Consider the following 16,427-nt stretch of genomic DNA (forward strand, 5'->3'; position numbering starts at 1 on the left):
AATAAATCATTCCTATCTTAAAGATAGGAATGATTTATTTGTATTTTTATAAATATAAACAAAAGATTCTTAAATCTTAATCTTACAAAAAGGAGCAAGTCATGAAAAAGTTAAATAAACTTTCTTTATCTTTAGTTGTAGGTTCTTTCTTTTTACACAAAGCTATGCTTTACCAAGTGGGGGTAAGTTCACTCATGGAACAAGTGGAAGTATAAGTGTTAGTGGTGGCACTATGAATATCTCAGGAAGTAAAACAAACTCTGTTATCCAATGGGGTGGTGGTTTTAATATAGCAAGTGGTGAAACTGTAAATTTTGGACAAGGAAAAACTAACCAAAATTATTTAAATATTGCCTATGGTTCTAAAAGCTCTCATTATAGATGGAACACTCAATGGTGGAAGTATTAATGCAAAAAAAATTATTCTGTCTGCTTCATCAATAGAGGATAAGGGGATGAAGGAGTTTGTAAAAGATGGAAAACCTTCAGCATTTGAAGGAGATCCTAAAACAATATCACCTGTAATTAAATCCAATGCAGGAAATGTTATAAATTTAGAAACTATGACAGTACGAGAAGGGATTGCTATGGTGGGAAAATATGTTACGGAATATGATTCTAATAATAATCATGGTAGATATTTTTTTACAAGCACAATAGAAAAACCGGCTTATTTGTATGTTTACAGCCCTAATGATTTTTTTACATCTTTAGCAGTAAATGGACCATCTATGACAGGTGCTACAAAATCTTTAGTTGGAACAGGAGCGATAAAAAATCGTGAAAACTATAAAGAAACTAGCGATCTTATTACTAAAGATAACATCTCAAATGAAGTTTTAAATTCTATATTTAATGACTTGAAATTTAATTCTAGTGTTGATATTAGCGACTTAAGTAAATTTTATAAAAATGGAAAAATATTAACAGCTGATGAATTAACAAGCATTAATCAAAGTATGGATTTTATTACTGCTTTATATGGACAAACTCAAGATAGTAATAATGCAACATTTGCAAACGCTTTAAAGGAAGTATTGGGAAATTCTTATGGTGATCTAGGAAAAGCTAATCAAGTCATTATTAAAACAAAGGAAATTCTTTCTCAAAATTCCTAAAATGACCGAAGGGCAAGAAAACGCTCAAAAAACTTACGATACTGCTGTAAATGCTTATAATGAAGCAGTTAAAGCTTACAATACAGCTCTAAGTGGTATAACAGGTAATAATGGCGATAAAGTTATTGCAGGTTTAAAACAAGCTGTAGATAAAGTTTCTAGTGATTTATAACAAGCTACAATAGCTCTTCAAATCGCTACAGCGAGTACTAATTCTAGTTTAGAAAATTCTAATAAAACTTTAGCAAGTGCGAGCATAAATGGAACTAGTCATCTTACAGTCAATGGAAAATATAGTGCAAACTATAAGCCAGTATCCATTATAAATTCAGGATCCAACAACTCCAACAACGGAAACGATGGAACCGATTCAGGTGATATTAACAATGGTAACAACAACGGTTCTAATAATAACCCAAATGATACCATAGGACAACAAGAACCTGACATTACTACAGCTTTGCTTATGCAAACTACAGATGAAGATCCAAATATCAATGAAGATGATAAACAAGCAAGTATAGATGAAGCCAGCACTCAAGAAAGTGGTAATGTTGTATAGTATCGGATAATTTTAAAGCAGGAAACCCTTGCTCAAGATGATTAAAATCCAAAAGGTTAAAAGCCTTTTGGATCTTGTTAAAAATTAATAAAACAAACAAAGTTTAAAGATTAAAAATCAAACAAACACTAAGGAAAATTTAAATGAAACGCATTATCTTACTATCTAGTTTAGCTATCTTAAGCCTTTATGCTAGTGATATTAAAGATAATAAAAAACCATACAAATGTTAGAACAATCTCCTTATAAAGAAGATGCTAACTTAAAAAACTACAATAACACTTTAAAAGTAAAAGATGGAGTGATTATCATAGATCATTCTAATACTAGTGATAATAATAATTCAAAAACCACTAACACAAAGAAAAACACTCAAAAAAATCAACCTAACTTGTCTAATGATAATACTTTAAAAACTAAAACCCCAAATTCAAACACTCCTTCTTTAAAAAATACTTCTAAAGAAGAATCAATTCATAAAGTTAGCTTTAACTTTCATATTACCAATAAAAACATAAACTTTAAAGATCTAGGTTTAGATGAGCAAGTTTTACAAGAAGCCTTAAACGATTACAAAAAAGAAAGTATTTCAGTTCAAGACTTACAAGATATAGCCAATATTATTTCTTATTATGTTCAAGCTAGTGGTTATCCTGCTGCTACAGCTTATATCCCACAACAAGAACTAAAAGATCAAATTCAAATCAATATCACCTTAGGTGTTTTAGGTAAATATGTGGTTCAAAACAATTCTAGTGTAAGAGATTATGCTATAGAAAGCAAATTACCTAATCATAAAGGTGAAATCATCACTACTAAATTAGTAGAAGATGCGGTTTATAAAGTCAATGAAATGTATGGGATACAAACTCTTGCTTCTTTAAAAGCAGGAGATAATCCAGGTGACACAGATATAGTGATAGAAACTACCCCTAGTGATAGCTTCGTTTCTGTATTGTTTTATGGGGATAATTACGGTATAAAAGAATCAGGCAGATAATAGGGGTGGTGCTAGTATGAGTTTTAATAACATAGCTCATCAAGGAGATAGTCTTAATGCTTATTTGCAAAGAAGCGATGAAGCACAAACTAACTATGGTATAAGCTATACTACTTTCTTAGGGAATTTAAAAATCACTCCAAGTTATTCTAAAAGAAACTATGCTTTAGGAGGAGCTTATAAAAATGCAAACTTTATAGGAACTTCTGAAAATCTAGGTATAGATTTAAAATATCCTTTGGGGATTACGACTTATAATTCTTTTTATTTAACTTCAAGTTATTATCATAAAAAGCTTAGTAATTCAAGATTAAATATCATGACTATAGATAAAAGCTCTGATACGATAAGCTTTGGTATAGAAGGAGTTTATAATGGCATTAGTAATGATAGTTTTTCTTATAGTGCTAATGTAAGCTATGGTAATGTTAAAGATGGGGGAACTACTATATTAGGAATGAGTTCTAAAACAGATGGAGATGGCTTTGGAAAATTTGCTAAACTCAATGTCAATCTTAACAATGCTTATTTCTTTAATGATACTTTTACTCATCTTTTTAGTTTAAATTATCAACAAGTTGTCAATGGAGCTACATTAGATAGTAGTGAAACTATATCTTTAGGAGATCCTTATGGAGTAAGGGCTTATAATAATGGAGATGGAGAAGGAGATAATGCTGTAGTGGCTAGCTTTGGACTTAGAATGGCTACTCCTTTAAAAGATTTTTATATCACTCCTTTTTATGATATAGGTTATTCTTGGTATGAGAATGATTCTAAACTATATAGAGCAAGTGAAACAAACTATATGGATGCTTATGGTTTACAACTGCTTTATAATAAAACAGGGAATTTTTATGTCAAGCTTGATTTAGCTAGAGCTTTAAAGAAATATAAACTAGATGATGATTATAGTTCTAAAGCTTATGTAATCTTTAGAAAGTATTTTTGAGTTATTTTTGATCAAATATTTAATGCATATAATTTATATTGCCATAAAAGCTTTTAATGTTATAATTTAGCATTAAAAGCAAATGTCAAGGATAAAAATGCAAGAAAATTTACTTGAAAAACAATTTCTAAATCACCCTTTATACGCTAAAATTCAAGAACTTAAAGCTCTCAATCTTGCTTGTAATTTTTCTTTAGATGATAGTGTAAATTTATCTACAAATTCTCAAGCCAAAGATGAAATCTTAGCTATAGCAAAAGAACTTAAACCATGGAGAAAAGGTCCTTTTAAAATAGACGATCTTTTCATCGATACAGAATGGCAAAGTTTTATTAAATTCAACATTCTAAAGCCTTTCATGAACGAAATTTCTCAAAAATGCGTTGCTGATATAGGCTGTAATAATGGTTATTATATGTTTAAAATGCTTGAATTTAATCCTGCAAAACTCATAGGTTTTGATCCTTCTATCAAATACCGTTTGCAATTTGAACTCATTAACGCTTTAGCTAAAACTCCTATAAAATACGAACTTTTAGGCGTAGAAGATCTTCCAAGCTATGGCTTGAAATTTGATGTGATTTTCTGTCTTGGGGTGATTTATCATAGAAGTGATCCTATAAAAATGCTAAAAGATTTAAAAGCAGGACTTAATAAAAATGGAGTTGTTTTTTTAGATACCATGTATATAGAAGATGAGAGAGAAATCGCTCTTGTGCCTAATAAAACTTATTCTAAAATTCCAAATATTTATTTTGTACCAAGCATTAGTGCATTAAAAAACTGGTGTGAAAGAGCAGGATTTAAAGAATTTGAAGTTTTAGCTACAAAAAAAACCGATGAAAACGAACAAAGAAAAACAGAATGGATAGACTCTTTTTCGCTGGAAAATTTCTTAGATCCAAAGGATAAAAATCTTACCATTGAAGGCTATGAAGCACCCAAAAGAGTTTATATACGCATTAAAATATAAATTCTTTTTATTTTTTACCGATATTGAAAATTAGATATTTTGAAGTAGATAAGTAGAATTTAAAGGTTAGATATGGCAAAAAAAGATAATTTTGAAGAATATGCACAACTTGAAGAATACGCATCTGCAGAAGATATATCTCGCGTTAGAGCAGAATTACTCACTTGTCCTGAATTAAACACCTCTCTTGCTGGAACCATTATAGAAATTGATAAAAACTATGCCAAATCAATTTTAATAACCACAAGCGAAATGGTAGCAGATGATCAAGGATTGATTTTTGATGCCTTTATTTTCGCTGCGGCAAACTATGTAGCACAAGCCTCTATCAATAAAGAATTTTCAGTGATTATTGGATCAAAATGTTTTTTTTATGCTCCGCTTAAATTAGGCGATGTTTTAGAACTTGAAGCTCATGCACTTTTTGACGAAACCTCCAAAAAAAGAGATGTAAAAGTGGTTGGACATGTTAAAGAAGTTAAAATGTTTGAAGGAACGATACAAGTTGTTAGCACCGATGAGCATATATTTAAACTCAAGCGTCCGCCACTTAACACTGTTAAACCTACAGAAAATCAAGAACAAGGTGCCAAAATCAACAATCCAGAAGCTGTAGCAGCTGCATTAATGGCCTCTGTGGGTGGAAAATAATCAAGGAGTCATTTTAATATCTACCCAATTTTTTGGGCAATCCTTATGATAAGTTCCACTTCCATCATAATACTCTTTACAATCATCATAAAAACGATTTGAAATCCCTCTTTCATTTACAAAACATCCAGAAATTCCTAAAGCTAATAGCACCATTAAAGTATATTTTTTCATGTTTTTCCTTAGAATTTATTGTGTTTTCTCCATTTATAAGGCTCTATAGGATTACTCTCTTTCCAAAGACCTAAATGATTTTTCTTAGCATTTTCTTGTTCTTTGGTATAAGCGTTACTATAGTAAGTATCAGCCCAAGCATAGCCTTTGCTTACCAAAAATCGATTAATATCAACATCATTAAGCTTTACAATAGCAACAATTCTACCATAAGTATCTTTATTTTTATAAATAATTTCAACTTGTTTGCCACTTAAAATTCTACTTAAAGCTTCTTTTGACTGCTTTCCAAAACTTTGTTTAAGTTCTGGTGCATCTATACCAAAAAATCTTATTCTAGCGAGTTTGTTTTCATGATTAACTTCTATAGTATCTCCATCAATAATTCTAACTACTTTTCCTTCAAAACTAGAATTTTGGGCAATATAGTTCTGGATAAAAACAACTACAAGAGTGAAGATTAATACAGAAAAAAGTTTTTTTGGATCACTTAATAATTTTCTTAGATTAAATAATTTTTTATAATTTATTCTCATTTTTTAATCATTTTGCCTTTAAATTTTAAAAAATATGCCATAATTTTATCAAAACAAAGGAGATAAAATGCAAAATGTTATAGAAAATTTTAAACAATTATGCAAAATTCCTCATTGCAGTTATGAAACAGAACAAATGAAAGAATTTTTAAGCTCTTACGCCAAAGATAAAGGCTTTAAGGTGAGTGTAGATAAGGCAGGAAATATCCATGCCATAAAAGGCAAACCAAAAATTTGTCTACAAAGCCATTATGATATGGTCTGTATGGGCGATGCACCAAACTTAGAAGTTTATGAAGAAAATGGCTTTTTAAGAGCCAAAAATTCAAGTCTTGGTGCAGATAATGGCATAGGTATAGCCATCATGATGAGTGCTATGGCTGAATTTGAAAATTTAGAATGTCTTTTTACAAACGATGAAGAAGTAGGACTCATGGGAGTGAATTCACTCGAGCACACTTTAGAATCTAAAATGCTTTTAAATTTAGATCATGAAAGCGATGATGAGATCATGATAGGCTGTGCAGGTGGAGTAGATATAGAAGCAAGTTTGTCTTTTAATACCCTTAGAAAAAAGGGTAAAATTTATGAGCTTTGTGCGCAAAATTTTAAAGGTGGACACTCAGGCATAAATATCATACGCAATGAAAAAAGTTCCATCAAAGAAATGGCTAAATTCATACAAGAGAATGAAGGAGAAATCATTTCTTTTGAAGGCGGAGAAAGAATCAATTCTATACCTAAACACGCCAAAGCTTTAGTGCATTTTAAAGATGAAGTAAAGAGCAACGACTGGATAAAATGCGAATTTAAAGAAGAAAATGAATTTGAAATTTGCGATCAAAGTAAAAAACTTTTAAGCCTTATAAATTCTTTCACTCATGGAGTTAGAGCTTATGATGAAAATCTAGATATAGTTCAAACAAGCATTAACCTAGCTACTTTAAGAATGCAAGATAACCAAATCAAATTCGCACTTTTTGCAAGATCTAATATACTTGATGGACTTAAGCAAGTAGAATTTGAAACTTTAGAATTTTTCAAGGCTTTTGATTTTAAAGTAAGAAGTTTTAATTTCTATCCACCTTGGGAAGGCAAACCAAACGCACTTAGCGACATGGTTTTTAAAGCGCTTAAAAAAGTATCGCCTAATGCCAAAGTTTCAGCTATCCATGCAGGGCTTGAGTGTGGCATTATAGAGAAAAAACAAGAGCTTTTATGCGCTTCTATAGGCCCAAATATCCATAATCCTCATTCAACTGATGAGCATTGTGAAATCGCTTCAGTTGAAAAAATATCTAAGGTTGTTTTTGAAATTTTAAAAGACAATGCTTAATTCTTTAATCTTGCTTCTTACAAAAACGCGTTTTAACAAAAACACGCAAAGCAAGGAACAAGATCCCACTATAGCAAGATAAATACCCAAATACTCTTTATAAAAAGCATTAACTATAAAAGGGGTTAAAAAACCTAAAATCGCATAAGAAATATTATAAGCAAAACTAAGCCCGCTAAATTTCAGTTCACTTTTAAAAATTTGCGTCATAAAAACAGGCGCGAAAGTAATAATACCTTGTGCAAAACAAGCCAGTAAAAAATAAAATAAAAAATTCTCATCATAAAAACTAAAAAGCACACCAAAAATAATAAAAGCTATACTAAAAATAAAACAAATCCTATAGCTTCCCCATTTGCTTGCTAAAAAACCTTGAAATAAAGCTCCAAAAATCACCGCTAAAATAGCAAAATTTTGCACCCATAAAGCAGAAGTTTTACTCATAGCTAAAAGACTTTCAAAATACTTAGGTAAAATCATCAAAGTTGCCACACCGCTTGTTAAAACCATGGTCATTAAAAAACAAACAAGCATACTCATTTTATGAGTTTTTAAAGCTTCGAACAATGGAAAACTTAAAATTTTCTTTTCATTTTGAACTTTTATAAATTCTGGAGTTTCGCTGAGTTTATTTCTTAAAAACAAAGCTAAAATTCCAAAAAATCCTCCTATGATAAAAGGAATTCTCCAAGCATAGCTTTGAACTTCTTCTGGGGTAAAATAAGATCTTATGCCTAAAGTGGCAATATTTCCTAGCAATAAACCTATGGTTAAAGTCGCTGAAATAAAACCAAGAGCTAAAGGAATTTGACGCCCTTTGACAAATTCGCTCACATAAATCCAAGCTCCGCTCACCTCAGTTCCAACGGCTAAACCTTGCAAAATGCGTATAGTAAATAAAATCAAAGTAGCAAATATACCTATACTTTCATAACTTGGCAAAAAAGCTAAAGCAAAACTAGGCAAAACCATCAAAAGCATAGAAATATAAAAAATATTCTTTCTTCCATATCTATCAGCAAAATGTGCCATCACAATAGAACCAAAAGGACGCGCTAAATAAGCAGCACCAAAGGCTATATAAGCATTTATCTGCATCCAAAAAGCATCATTTTGCGGAAAGAATACCTTAGCAAAAATATCCAAAAAAAAGGCAAAAAGCACAAAATCATAAAATTCTAAAATTCCACCCAAAGAAGCATAAATAATATTTTTGTATTTTTTTTGCATATTTTATCCTAAATCAATATAAAGGGCAAAAAGCCCTTTATTAAATTTTTCCACCTTCAATCACTACATCATCAGCCTTAACATCATCTCCAAAATGAGCTTTTAAAGTTTCATCATAAGCCTTGTGAAAAAACTGCTCTTGGCCTAGTTTAATGATCAAATTATCGATAAATTCTTTAAGTTCTTTATCGCCTTTTTTAACCGCTGGTGCGATAACATCTTTGTTACCTAACTCTTTGATACCCATTTTAAAATCAGGATGATCTTTCACCCAAGCAAAAAGCAAGGTATTATCATGACTTAAAGCATCGCCTCTTTTATCCATCAAAGCGGCAAAGGTTTCGGTATTTTGATCATATTTTAAAGTTTTAATATTAGGATAATTTTGCGTAAAATAAGCATCTGCTGTTGTACCTTTGTTTAAAAGCAAGGTTTTATCTTTTAAATCTTCTACGCTAGTTATATTACTATCCTTTGGTACAGCTACGCCTAAAGCTACCTTCATATAAGGCAAGCAAAAATCAACCTGTTCTGCCCTTTGCGGAGTTTGAGTAAAATTAGCCAAAATAATATCTACTTTATTTGATTTTAAAAACTCAACCCTATTTGCAGCTTCAACAAGAACAAATTGCACCTTATTTTCATCGCCAAAAAGTTCTTTTGCTATGCGTTTAGCTAAAGCTATATCATAGCCTTGATTGTTTCCTTTTTCATCTACATAACCAAAAGGTGGTTTATCGCCAAATACCCCAATCCTAACAACTCCATTTTGCTTGATCTTATCAAGAGAATTTAAAGTTTTAGAGTCAGAATTTCCTCCACAAGCAGCCAATACTACTGCAACAAAGGTCGTTAAAACACTTAGAAGTATTTTTTTCATACATTTCCTTTCTTTAAAAATAAGCTTAAAGCTGTTGCAAAAATATATAATAATTGCAAAGTTAATTATACTTAAAATTATAAATAATGCATTTGAAACAAACTAAAAAGATTTTCCTATGTGTAAAAATGTAATTAATCACACACTCTCTTTTAGTATTGTTTAAATTTTAAGTAAAAAAAGATATAATCTTTTTTTAAATTTTTTAAGGAGAAAACTATGAAAAAAGGTATTTTTCTCTCTATTGGAATAGCTGTTTTGTTTTCAGCTTGCGGAAATTCCATAGATGAAAAAACAGTTAAAAAATATGAAAATCAACTAAATCAAACAGTTAAACAAGAAATTGCAAGTCTTTCTCAGGACTCTGGAATAAAGATTGAATTTTCTGATTTTAAATGCAATGCAGATGGTGATTTTATAGCGTGTTTAAGTCCAAATTTCAAAACTCTTGCAAAAGATAATAACGATGAGTATCAAGAACTATTTCAAGCAAAAAATATCAAAATTCGTTCAAATGAAATTTACAAAGGCGAAGCAAATACATCAATTAGCATTAAAGAATATTACAACGATCTTTTTAAAAACCAAAAAAGCATACAATCAAATTTGGTTTTTGAAGATTTTAAACTTGGAGAAAAAGTTGTTAGTGACATCAATGCAAGCTTATTTCAACAAGATCCAAAAATCAGATCTTTTATCAATAAATTAAGCTCGGATTCTTATACTTTATCATTTGATAACTCTATAAACAAACAAGAAAACAATTATCTAGATAATCTTGATATAAAATTTTATAACGCAAAATTAAATTTCAATACAAATCTAAATATAAATCTAAAAGAAGATTTGCTTAATTACCTTGATTCTAAGGGTATAAAATTTAACACTCAAACTTTAGCTATGGATGAACAAGCTATCAATGAACTTCTTAATATAGCAAACTACGAACAAGCTTCAAATTTTAGCAATACAATCCAAAAATACATCATTTTAAACAATTTTAAAATTGATTCAACTCTTAAAACCGAAGGCGTATTTAGTAGCTATATAACAACTGCTAAGGAAAATTTACAAACCTTAAAAACTCAAAGTCAAAATGAAGAACAAGCATTAATCTTTGATAAAGCTTTAGCTATTTTAAACAATATCACTCAAAATGATGATTATAAACTCAATCTTGATTTAAAATTTAAAAACATCCCTGTTAGTGACTATAGCACACAGGGAATCGACAGCATAGAAAAACTAAGCATCAACAATCAAGATGCCACAGAAGCGTTAAAAATTATACTTCCATTTATCATGTTTTCTATGTTAATGGGCGGAGCGTCATTTTAAATTTTAAAATGATAAAAACTTCAAAAACATTAAAAGCAAGATTAAATTTCTTTGCTCTTAATGTTTTCATAACATTAACAAAAAAGGCTAAAATGAAAATTTTATTCTCCCCTAGTGAAAGCAAAAATGAAAATTGTACAAAAAATCCCATCGATGAAAACTCATTTATATTTAAAGAATTATTTCCTTATAGAATGGAAGCTTTAAAGCATTATGGAGAATTTATCAAAAATGCAAGTTTAAAAAATTTACAAGAACTTTTTGGCATTAAAAACGAAAATGAAATTGATAAATTTAAACACGACTTAAAACAAGCTCCCACTCAAGAAGCTATATTGCTTTATACTGGGGTAAGTTATGAATATCTTAATTTTAAAGCTTTAGATAAAAAAAGTCAAGCTTATATTTTAGAAAATACTCTTATATTTTCTAATCTTTTTGGCGTTGTAAGAGCTAATGATACCCTACCTTTTTATAAATTCAAGCAAGGGGCTAAAATAGGAAATTTTGCCATAGAGAAATTTTATAAAGAACATTTTAGTAAAGCCTTAGATGAATACTTAGAAAATAAAGAAATACTTGACCTTAGAGCAGGATTTTATGATAAATTCTACACCCCAAAAAAGAAATTTTATACTTATAAATTTGTAAAAAATGGTAAAGTCATCAGTCATTTTGCTAAAGCTTATAGGGGAATTTTACTCTCCATAAGTGCAAAAAACCAAGTAAAAAACAATAAAGAGCTTTTAGCAAACCTTCCTTCAAACCTAAAACTCAAAGAAATTCAAATCAAAGGTTTAAAGGAAGAAATTGTGCTTGAAATTCTAGATTAGTTTTTATTTTAAGTATTTTAAAGCTAGCTTCGCATAATAACTTGCAGCCCTAGCTAAAAGCTTATCATTAAAAACATAACTAGAATTATGTAAATAAATGTCGTTTTCATTTTCTAAAAAAGCATAGGCACATTTTTTCATTTCGCAAAAAAATCCAAAATCCTCACTTGCCATTAAAGGACGATGATTAAATTCACAATTTTTTTCGCCAAATAATTCTTTTGCAACCTCACTAGCAAAATCCACAGCTTCATCGTTATTCATAGTCACTGGTGCAACAACATTTTTATTGATTTTAATCTCTATATCATTAGCCTGTGCAAGACCTTTACAAATTTTATAAATTTTTTCTTCAGTTAGCTTTCTAGTTTCATTATCTAATGCTCTAACACTCATTTTAATCGTTGCAATATCTGGAATGATATTAAAAGCATGTCCTGCATTAAAAGCTCCTATGCTTACAACTGCTGAATTTTGGGGATCAACATTGCGAGATACTATGCTTTGTAAAGCCACAACAAGTAAAGAAGCAGCATAAATAGGATCTTTTGCCTTTTCTGGAGCACTTCCATGACCACCTCTTCCAATAACTTCAATGCTATAACTATCCGAAGAAGCCATCATCGCACCTTTTTTAAGATAAAATTTCTTATCGCTACCAAAAGGCATATTGTGCCATCCAAAAACATAATCACTATCAAATTTTTCAAACAATCCATCTTCTATCATTGCCTTAGCACCACCCAAACCCTCTTCAGCAGGTTGAAAATAAAGATTTAAAGTGCCATTAAAATTCTGACTTGCTAAATACTTTGCAGCAAGCAATAAAGAAGTAGTATGTCCATCATGACCGCAAGCATGCATTACATTTTCTTTTTTGCTTTTATAAGGCAAATTTGTGCATTCTTGCAAAGGCAAAGCATCCATATCTGCACGAAGTCCTATTTTTTTATCGCTATTCCCCTTTTTTAAAACCCCCACAACGCCTGTTTTTCCTATTTCCTCATAAACCTCATAACCAAATTCTTTTAATTTTTGCGCCACTAATTTTGCAGTACATAATTCATCAAAACCAAGCTCAGGATTTTCATGAATTTGATGACGAATTTTTTCAAATTCGCCTTGTAAGTCTAGTATTTCTGGAATTAAATTCATTCTATTTTTCTCCTTGTATAAAATTTTCTCTTCTAGGTAAAACAAATTGTGCTAAGATCGCTGAAATAAAAATCAAAGCAAAAATATAAACAAAACCCAAAGTAAAACTATGGGTTTTATCAACACTCCAAGATACTACCCATAGGTTAAATGATAGTATAACAAAGGTAATACTCCAAAAAGTACTCATAATATAAGCAGTTTGATTTGGGTTGGAATTTTTTAATTCTGAAGGTAGATTAAAGAAAAATGGAAACCACATAGAATAAAAAATGCCTGATAACACAGCAAAAATCTGTATCAATACTAAATTTTGTAAAAACAACATACAAAATCCGCATATAAAAATACACGCTCCTCCAGACAATAGCATTATTTTAAAAGAGATATTTTTTCTTTTAAAAAATAATCCAAGATAAGGACCAAAAATAATAGCAAAATTAGCCAAGGCTGGAATTTCTTTTTTAGCAAAATCAGCTAATTCTTTACTAAAACTCGCATATTGTGCATAAAAAGTTGGTAAAAAAGTAAAAAGAGAATTTAAAAATAAAATAGGCCCTATGTAAAAAATAATCATACCCCAAGCAACACGAGATTTTAAAGCATAAATAAGATCTTTTGCATTATTCTTTTTTCTTCTTTTTTATTCTCATCTTTACCTACAAAAAGCCACAAAATCAATAAAATCAAATTAATCCAAGCATAAAATGATAAAGAATCTCTCCAATTTCCAAAATAATTTGAGATGCTTTCAGCTAAAATAAGTCCTAGAGTAATGCCTACTAAATTTGAAGTTATATTAAAACTAATTACAAAATGCAAAGCTTTTTTTCAAACCATTGCTGTGCAATAGGCACTAAGCAAACTAAAGCACAAGCTGAACCAAGCCCTGTTAAAAATCTTATAATCAAAATACCACTATAACTATCTATAAAACTTAAAAAGATACCCGAACTCATTAAAATACAGCCTAAAAAATATCCCTTTTTTAATCCGAATTTATAAACCAAAAAAGCAGTAAATGAAGCACCAAAAATTTTCGCAACTACTATCATACTAGTGATTAAAGTAGCTTGCTGAGTATTTAGGGCAAGATCATTTGAAATCAAAGGCATTAAAGACCCTGTTGCTGCCCAAGAGATACTAAAAACAGCATAAACACTAAAAATGATAAATTCAACTCCAATGCGTCTAAAATGAAATAAAAGTGATTTTTCCATATTAAAATCCTTTTTAGATATTTATTAAAATATAAACATAAAAAAATAAGATATTTATTATCTTTAATTATTTTTTTAATTTAATTATTTTTTTATATATTTTTTTGTTACTTTTTGAAAATTTATATATAAGTTTAAAGATAAAAAAACTAAAATACAAAATAAAAAAACCCGTAAAAGTTTTTTGAAGTATTTAAATGATATATTTCAAAATCTAGTTTTAAAAAGGAAAAATATGGAATTTTTAGCATTTATTTTTTTGATTATTATATTTTTATTTGTAGTCTTTATCATCGTTACTCGCTATGAAAAAAAGATAAAATTACTCAACCAAAACATACAAAATATGAAAGAAGATATAGCCGATCTTAAAGAAACAACTCAAAAAAATCGCTCTTTAATTGAAAAAAATCGCTCTAATATAGAAAATATAAGAAAATAAAACTAAGAAAGATTTGCGATAAGCTTATAGTGTTTTTTCTGATTTATCATTAAAGTAAAAATTTTTTCACTTGAATTTTCGCTTTTATTTTTATAAATCATACTTTTTAAAAACGGAAAAAGCATCGTACTAGAAGTTTTACCTTGTAAAATAATATGCATAGAGCCTTTTAAAATTCCGTACTTATAGCTCATACCGCTTGGAAATATATCAAGATTAAAGTTTAAACTATCTTCATTACTATCATAATTTAAAATTTCAATTTTAACAAAGCTAATTTCTTGATCTTCTTGAGATAAATTTTTAAAAATTTCAAGTTTTTCATGTTTTTTGATAGTAACAACTTCTTGCTTACTTTCTTTAAAATCAGAAAGAAAATTTTCATTTTTAAAAATTCTTGAAAAAAATTTTAAATTTTTAAATTGCATACTTGTTTGTTTTGTGTTTTCATGTATTATTTTTTCGGATTTTAGGATGTTGTGTTCTATATCATCTTCTTGGTTTTGATTATCTTTGTTTGATTTCATGTCAAAATCTTCAACGATAATCATATCTTCACTATCACAAATATTAAAATGTTTTACAATTTCTTCAAAAGTAAAACTGTCATCACTAAATTCCAAAAGATCTACATTTGAAGTGATAAAATCAACACCATCTCGTTCTTCAATCTTATCTTTAATCACAAAAGCATCAACACAAAAGCACGATCTTTGAATTTCATATTCAGAACTTTTGCCTTTAAATACTATCTTCATCATCACAAAGCTTTTGCTATAAGTTCTAAAGGACTAGCAAAAACAACCTTGCTTGAATTTTGTTCTAATGCATTTGAAATTTGCATTCTGCAAGCTGAACACTCGGCACTTACCACACTAGCCTTACTTTCATCGATCATTTGTGCTTTTTTAAGCCCTACACTTAAGGCTCTATCATAATAATCCGTTTGCATACCCACCCCGCCAAAACCGCAACAAGTATTAGAATTACTCATTTCTACAAAATGATAATTTGTTTTTAAAAGTTCTCTTGGCTCTTTAAAAACCCCTTGCATTTTTCTTGCATGGCAAGGATCGTGATAAGTAATGCTATAATTAAATTTATTTTTTGTTTTTAAAATTTCTTCCAAAGAAGTAAATTTATAAAAATACTCGCTAGCCATATATATCTTAGATGACACACATTTTGCGCGTTTTGCCCAGTCTAAATCATTTTGCATTATAAAAAAATGTTCATAATCTATCTTTAACATAGCCGAACAAGTGGCCTCAGGAACTATAATAGCATCTAATTTTTCTAATTTTTTTTCAAAATACTCAATATTTTTTTTAGCCAAAACTTCAACACTTTTAAAATCACCCGTAAAAAATTGCGGTGCTCCACAACACACTTGTTCTTTCATCAAATCCACATTGATTTTTAATTCCTTAGTGATTTTAAGCACTGCATTAGCCGTATCTATGTAAAAATAATTCGCCAAACAACCTACAAAAAAACCTATTGTTTTTTCTCCATCATTATTGATAAATTTTGGATTAGAATTTAAGAAACTTTTTTTATTAAAACTTGTAAGTAATCTTCCCTTTTTAACAAAAGGCATGGAAAATCTTGCCTTCATACCTGTATTTTCATTCTCATTTTGAATTTTAAACGCACAACTTTGAAACACATAGCCAAGCTTAGCTACCAAATCTAAAATTTTGCGTCTTCTTAAAAAGAAAAAAATAAGTTTTTTATACCAAGCTATACCAAATTTTTTAGCTATATCATAACGAACTTCTTCTATGGCATTATCTACTCTTAATTTACTTGGACATACTTCAACACAATTGGTGCATAAAAAACAAGATTCAAAAACTTTCTTAGCTTCTTTATCAAGTTCTAAACTTCCCTCTTTATAAGCAGCTAAAAGATCTAAAAATCCTCTTGGACTAGTAATTTCATCGCGATTTTCTTCATGTATAGTACAAACAGGTATACATTTGCCACATTTAACACAAGCATCACTTATTTGACTAAATTTCATC

18 protein-coding genes and 3 pseudogenes are annotated in these 16,427 nt (G+C 29.4%); 11 read left to right on the forward strand and 10 right to left on the reverse strand.

Features of this window, described 5'->3' with window-relative positions:
* Nucleotides 1–232: 232 nt before the first annotated feature.
* The 7 genes and pseudogenes from FBF15_RS09745 to FBF15_RS08020 all read left to right on the forward strand — a co-directional run bounded on the left by FBF15_RS09745 (nucleotide 233) and on the right by FBF15_RS08020 (nucleotide 5,256).
* A complete protein-coding gene (locus tag FBF15_RS09745) occupies nucleotides 233–409 on the forward strand; it encodes a hemagglutinin (protein WP_011049821.1) in 177 nt (58 codons plus the stop codon).
* Nucleotides 357–1,118: a hemagglutinin gene (locus FBF15_RS07995; protein ID WP_230116296.1), complete on the forward strand. Its 762-nt coding sequence runs from the start codon at nucleotides 357–359 to the stop codon at nucleotides 1,116–1,118. The genes FBF15_RS09745 and FBF15_RS07995 overlap by 53 nt, the downstream gene beginning before the upstream one ends.
* A gap of 1 nt (nucleotide 1,119) precedes the next feature.
* Nucleotides 1,120–1,444: pseudogene (locus FBF15_RS08000) on the forward strand (hypothetical protein).
* A 264-nt stretch (nucleotides 1,445–1,708) separates the two neighbouring features.
* A pseudogene (locus tag FBF15_RS08005) lies at nucleotides 1,709–1,849 on the forward strand (hypothetical protein).
* A 57-nt stretch (nucleotides 1,850–1,906) separates the two neighbouring features.
* A pseudogene (locus tag FBF15_RS08010) lies at nucleotides 1,907–3,632 on the forward strand (ShlB/FhaC/HecB family hemolysin secretion/activation protein).
* Nucleotides 3,633–3,714: 82 nt separating this feature from the next.
* A complete protein-coding gene (gene cmoB / locus FBF15_RS08015) occupies nucleotides 3,715–4,605 on the forward strand; it encodes a tRNA 5-methoxyuridine(34)/uridine 5-oxyacetic acid(34) synthase CmoB (protein WP_002859209.1) in 891 nt (296 codons plus the stop codon).
* A 72-nt stretch (nucleotides 4,606–4,677) separates the two neighbouring features.
* A complete protein-coding gene (locus tag FBF15_RS08020; RefSeq protein ID WP_002853367.1) occupies nucleotides 4,678–5,256 on the forward strand; it encodes a hypothetical protein in 579 nt (192 codons plus the stop codon).
* Here FBF15_RS08020 and FBF15_RS08025 read toward each other — a convergent pair whose 3' ends face one another.
* Entirely contained in the window at nucleotides 5,257–5,430 is a 174-nt protein-coding gene (locus FBF15_RS08025) for a hypothetical protein (RefSeq protein WP_002853638.1), read from the reverse strand.
* 8 nt (nucleotides 5,431–5,438) lie between these two features.
* On the reverse strand, nucleotides 5,439–5,966 hold the full coding sequence (locus tag FBF15_RS08030) for a thermonuclease family protein (protein ID WP_002853671.1): 528 nt from the start codon (nucleotides 5,964–5,966) through the stop codon (nucleotides 5,439–5,441).
* A gap of 67 nt (nucleotides 5,967–6,033) precedes the next feature.
* Between FBF15_RS08030 and FBF15_RS08035 the strand changes: the two genes are divergently transcribed.
* On the forward strand, nucleotides 6,034–7,302 hold the full coding sequence (locus FBF15_RS08035) for a M20/M25/M40 family metallo-hydrolase (protein WP_165434627.1): 1,269 nt from the start codon (nucleotides 6,034–6,036) through the stop codon (nucleotides 7,300–7,302).
* Here the strand turns inward: FBF15_RS08035 and FBF15_RS08040 are convergent.
* Nucleotides 7,285–8,532, reverse strand: a complete 1,248-nt coding sequence (locus FBF15_RS08040; RefSeq protein ID WP_002869891.1) for an MFS transporter — start codon at nucleotides 8,530–8,532, stop codon at nucleotides 7,285–7,287. The genes FBF15_RS08035 and FBF15_RS08040 overlap by 18 nt on opposite strands.
* A gap of 40 nt (nucleotides 8,533–8,572) precedes the next feature.
* A complete protein-coding gene (locus FBF15_RS08045) occupies nucleotides 8,573–9,412 on the reverse strand; it encodes a cysteine ABC transporter substrate-binding protein (RefSeq protein WP_002860724.1) in 840 nt (279 codons plus the stop codon).
* A gap of 219 nt (nucleotides 9,413–9,631) precedes the next feature.
* On the opposite strand from FBF15_RS08045, the gene jlpA reads away from it, so the two are divergent.
* Nucleotides 9,632–10,750: a lipoprotein adhesin JlpA gene (gene jlpA, locus FBF15_RS08050; protein ID WP_002860725.1), complete on the forward strand. Its 1,119-nt coding sequence runs from the start codon at nucleotides 9,632–9,634 to the stop codon at nucleotides 10,748–10,750.
* A 92-nt stretch (nucleotides 10,751–10,842) separates the two neighbouring features.
* Entirely contained in the window at nucleotides 10,843–11,583 is a 741-nt protein-coding gene (gene yaaA / locus FBF15_RS08055; protein ID WP_002860726.1) for a peroxide stress protein YaaA, read from the forward strand.
* Between the two features lie 3 nt (nucleotides 11,584–11,586).
* On the opposite strand, the gene FBF15_RS08060 is transcribed toward yaaA, so the two are convergent.
* The 4 genes from FBF15_RS08060 to FBF15_RS09510 are packed head-to-tail and all read right to left on the reverse strand — an operon-like array spanning nucleotide 11,587 to nucleotide 13,958.
* The gene (locus FBF15_RS08060) at nucleotides 11,587–12,738 is read right to left on the reverse strand and encodes a M20 aminoacylase family protein (RefSeq protein WP_002860727.1); all 1,152 of its coding nucleotides are present in this window, start codon (nucleotides 12,736–12,738) and stop codon (nucleotides 11,587–11,589) included.
* Nucleotide 12,739: 1 nt separating this feature from the next.
* On the reverse strand, nucleotides 12,740–13,315 hold the full coding sequence (locus FBF15_RS09500) for a hypothetical protein (protein ID WP_072233165.1): 576 nt from the start codon (nucleotides 13,313–13,315) through the stop codon (nucleotides 12,740–12,742).
* Between the two features lie 20 nt (nucleotides 13,316–13,335).
* On the reverse strand, nucleotides 13,336–13,560 hold the full coding sequence (locus FBF15_RS09505) for a hypothetical protein (protein WP_072227251.1): 225 nt from the start codon (nucleotides 13,558–13,560) through the stop codon (nucleotides 13,336–13,338).
* Nucleotides 13,548–13,958 carry an MFS transporter gene (locus tag FBF15_RS09510; protein WP_072233166.1) on the reverse strand — a complete coding sequence of 137 codons (411 nt, stop codon included), beginning with the start codon at nucleotides 13,956–13,958 and terminating at the stop codon, nucleotides 13,548–13,550. Before FBF15_RS09510 ends, FBF15_RS09505 begins: the two co-directional genes overlap by 13 nt.
* A 235-nt stretch (nucleotides 13,959–14,193) precedes the next feature.
* Here FBF15_RS09510 and FBF15_RS08075 point away from each other — a divergent pair, with 235 nt between their 5' ends.
* The gene (locus FBF15_RS08075; protein ID WP_052773679.1) at nucleotides 14,194–14,400 is read left to right on the forward strand and encodes a hypothetical protein; all 207 of its coding nucleotides are present in this window, start codon (nucleotides 14,194–14,196) and stop codon (nucleotides 14,398–14,400) included.
* Nucleotides 14,401–14,402: 2 nt separating this feature from the next.
* On the opposite strand, the gene FBF15_RS08080 is transcribed toward FBF15_RS08075, so the two are convergent.
* Nucleotides 14,403–15,164, reverse strand: a complete 762-nt coding sequence (locus tag FBF15_RS08080) for a DUF5416 family protein (RefSeq protein ID WP_072233167.1) — start codon at nucleotides 15,162–15,164, stop codon at nucleotides 14,403–14,405.
* Nucleotides 15,161–16,426, reverse strand: coding sequence for a (Fe-S)-binding protein (locus FBF15_RS08085; protein ID WP_002853513.1), 1,266 nt, complete (start codon nucleotides 16,424–16,426; stop codon nucleotides 15,161–15,163). Before FBF15_RS08085 ends, FBF15_RS08080 begins: the two co-directional genes overlap by 4 nt.
* Between the last annotated feature and the right edge of the window lies 1 nt (nucleotide 16,427).

It is taken from the genome of Campylobacter sp. CFSAN093233 (genome assembly GCF_011068165.1).
Taxonomy (GTDB): Bacteria; Campylobacterota; Campylobacteria; order Campylobacterales; family Campylobacteraceae; genus Campylobacter_D; species Campylobacter_D jejuni.

Excerpts from the sequence above, each read along its gene's own strand:
- FBF15_RS08030 (WP_002853671.1), bottom strand. The coding sequence starts at position 5,966 with ATGAGAATAAATTATAAAAAATTATTTAATCTAAGAAAATTATTAAGT.
- FBF15_RS09510 (WP_072233166.1), bottom strand. The coding sequence starts at position 13,958 with ATGGAAAAATCACTTTTATTTCATTTTAGACGCATTGGAGTTGAATTT.
- yaaA (WP_002860726.1), top strand. The coding sequence starts at position 10,843 with ATGAAAATTTTATTCTCCCCTAGTGAAAGCAAAAATGAAAATTGTACA.
- jlpA (WP_002860725.1), top strand. The coding sequence starts at position 9,632 with ATGAAAAAAGGTATTTTTCTCTCTATTGGAATAGCTGTTTTGTTTTCA.
- cmoB (WP_002859209.1), top strand. The coding sequence starts at position 3,715 with ATGTCAAGGATAAAAATGCAAGAAAATTTACTTGAAAAACAATTTCTA.
- FBF15_RS08085 (WP_002853513.1), bottom strand. The coding sequence starts at position 16,426 with ATGAAATTTAGTCAAATAAGTGATGCTTGTGTTAAATGTGGCAAATGT.
- FBF15_RS08035 (WP_165434627.1), top strand. The coding sequence starts at position 6,034 with ATGCAAAATGTTATAGAAAATTTTAAACAATTATGCAAAATTCCTCAT.
- FBF15_RS08045 (WP_002860724.1), bottom strand. The coding sequence starts at position 9,412 with ATGAAAAAAATACTTCTAAGTGTTTTAACGACCTTTGTTGCAGTAGTA.
- FBF15_RS09500 (WP_072233165.1), bottom strand. The coding sequence starts at position 13,315 with ATGATTATTTTTTACATAGGGCCTATTTTATTTTTAAATTCTCTTTTT.
- FBF15_RS09745 (WP_011049821.1), top strand. The coding sequence starts at position 233 with ATGAATATCTCAGGAAGTAAAACAAACTCTGTTATCCAATGGGGTGGT.
- FBF15_RS08075 (WP_052773679.1), top strand. The coding sequence starts at position 14,194 with ATGGAATTTTTAGCATTTATTTTTTTGATTATTATATTTTTATTTGTA.
- FBF15_RS07995 (WP_230116296.1), top strand. The coding sequence starts at position 357 with ATGGTTCTAAAAGCTCTCATTATAGATGGAACACTCAATGGTGGAAGT.
- FBF15_RS08025 (WP_002853638.1), bottom strand. The coding sequence starts at position 5,430 with ATGAAAAAATATACTTTAATGGTGCTATTAGCTTTAGGAATTTCTGGA.
- FBF15_RS08040 (WP_002869891.1), bottom strand. The coding sequence starts at position 8,532 with ATGCAAAAAAAATACAAAAATATTATTTATGCTTCTTTGGGTGGAATT.
- FBF15_RS08060 (WP_002860727.1), bottom strand. The coding sequence starts at position 12,738 with ATGAATTTAATTCCAGAAATACTAGACTTACAAGGCGAATTTGAAAAA.
- FBF15_RS08020 (WP_002853367.1), top strand. The coding sequence starts at position 4,678 with ATGGCAAAAAAAGATAATTTTGAAGAATATGCACAACTTGAAGAATAC.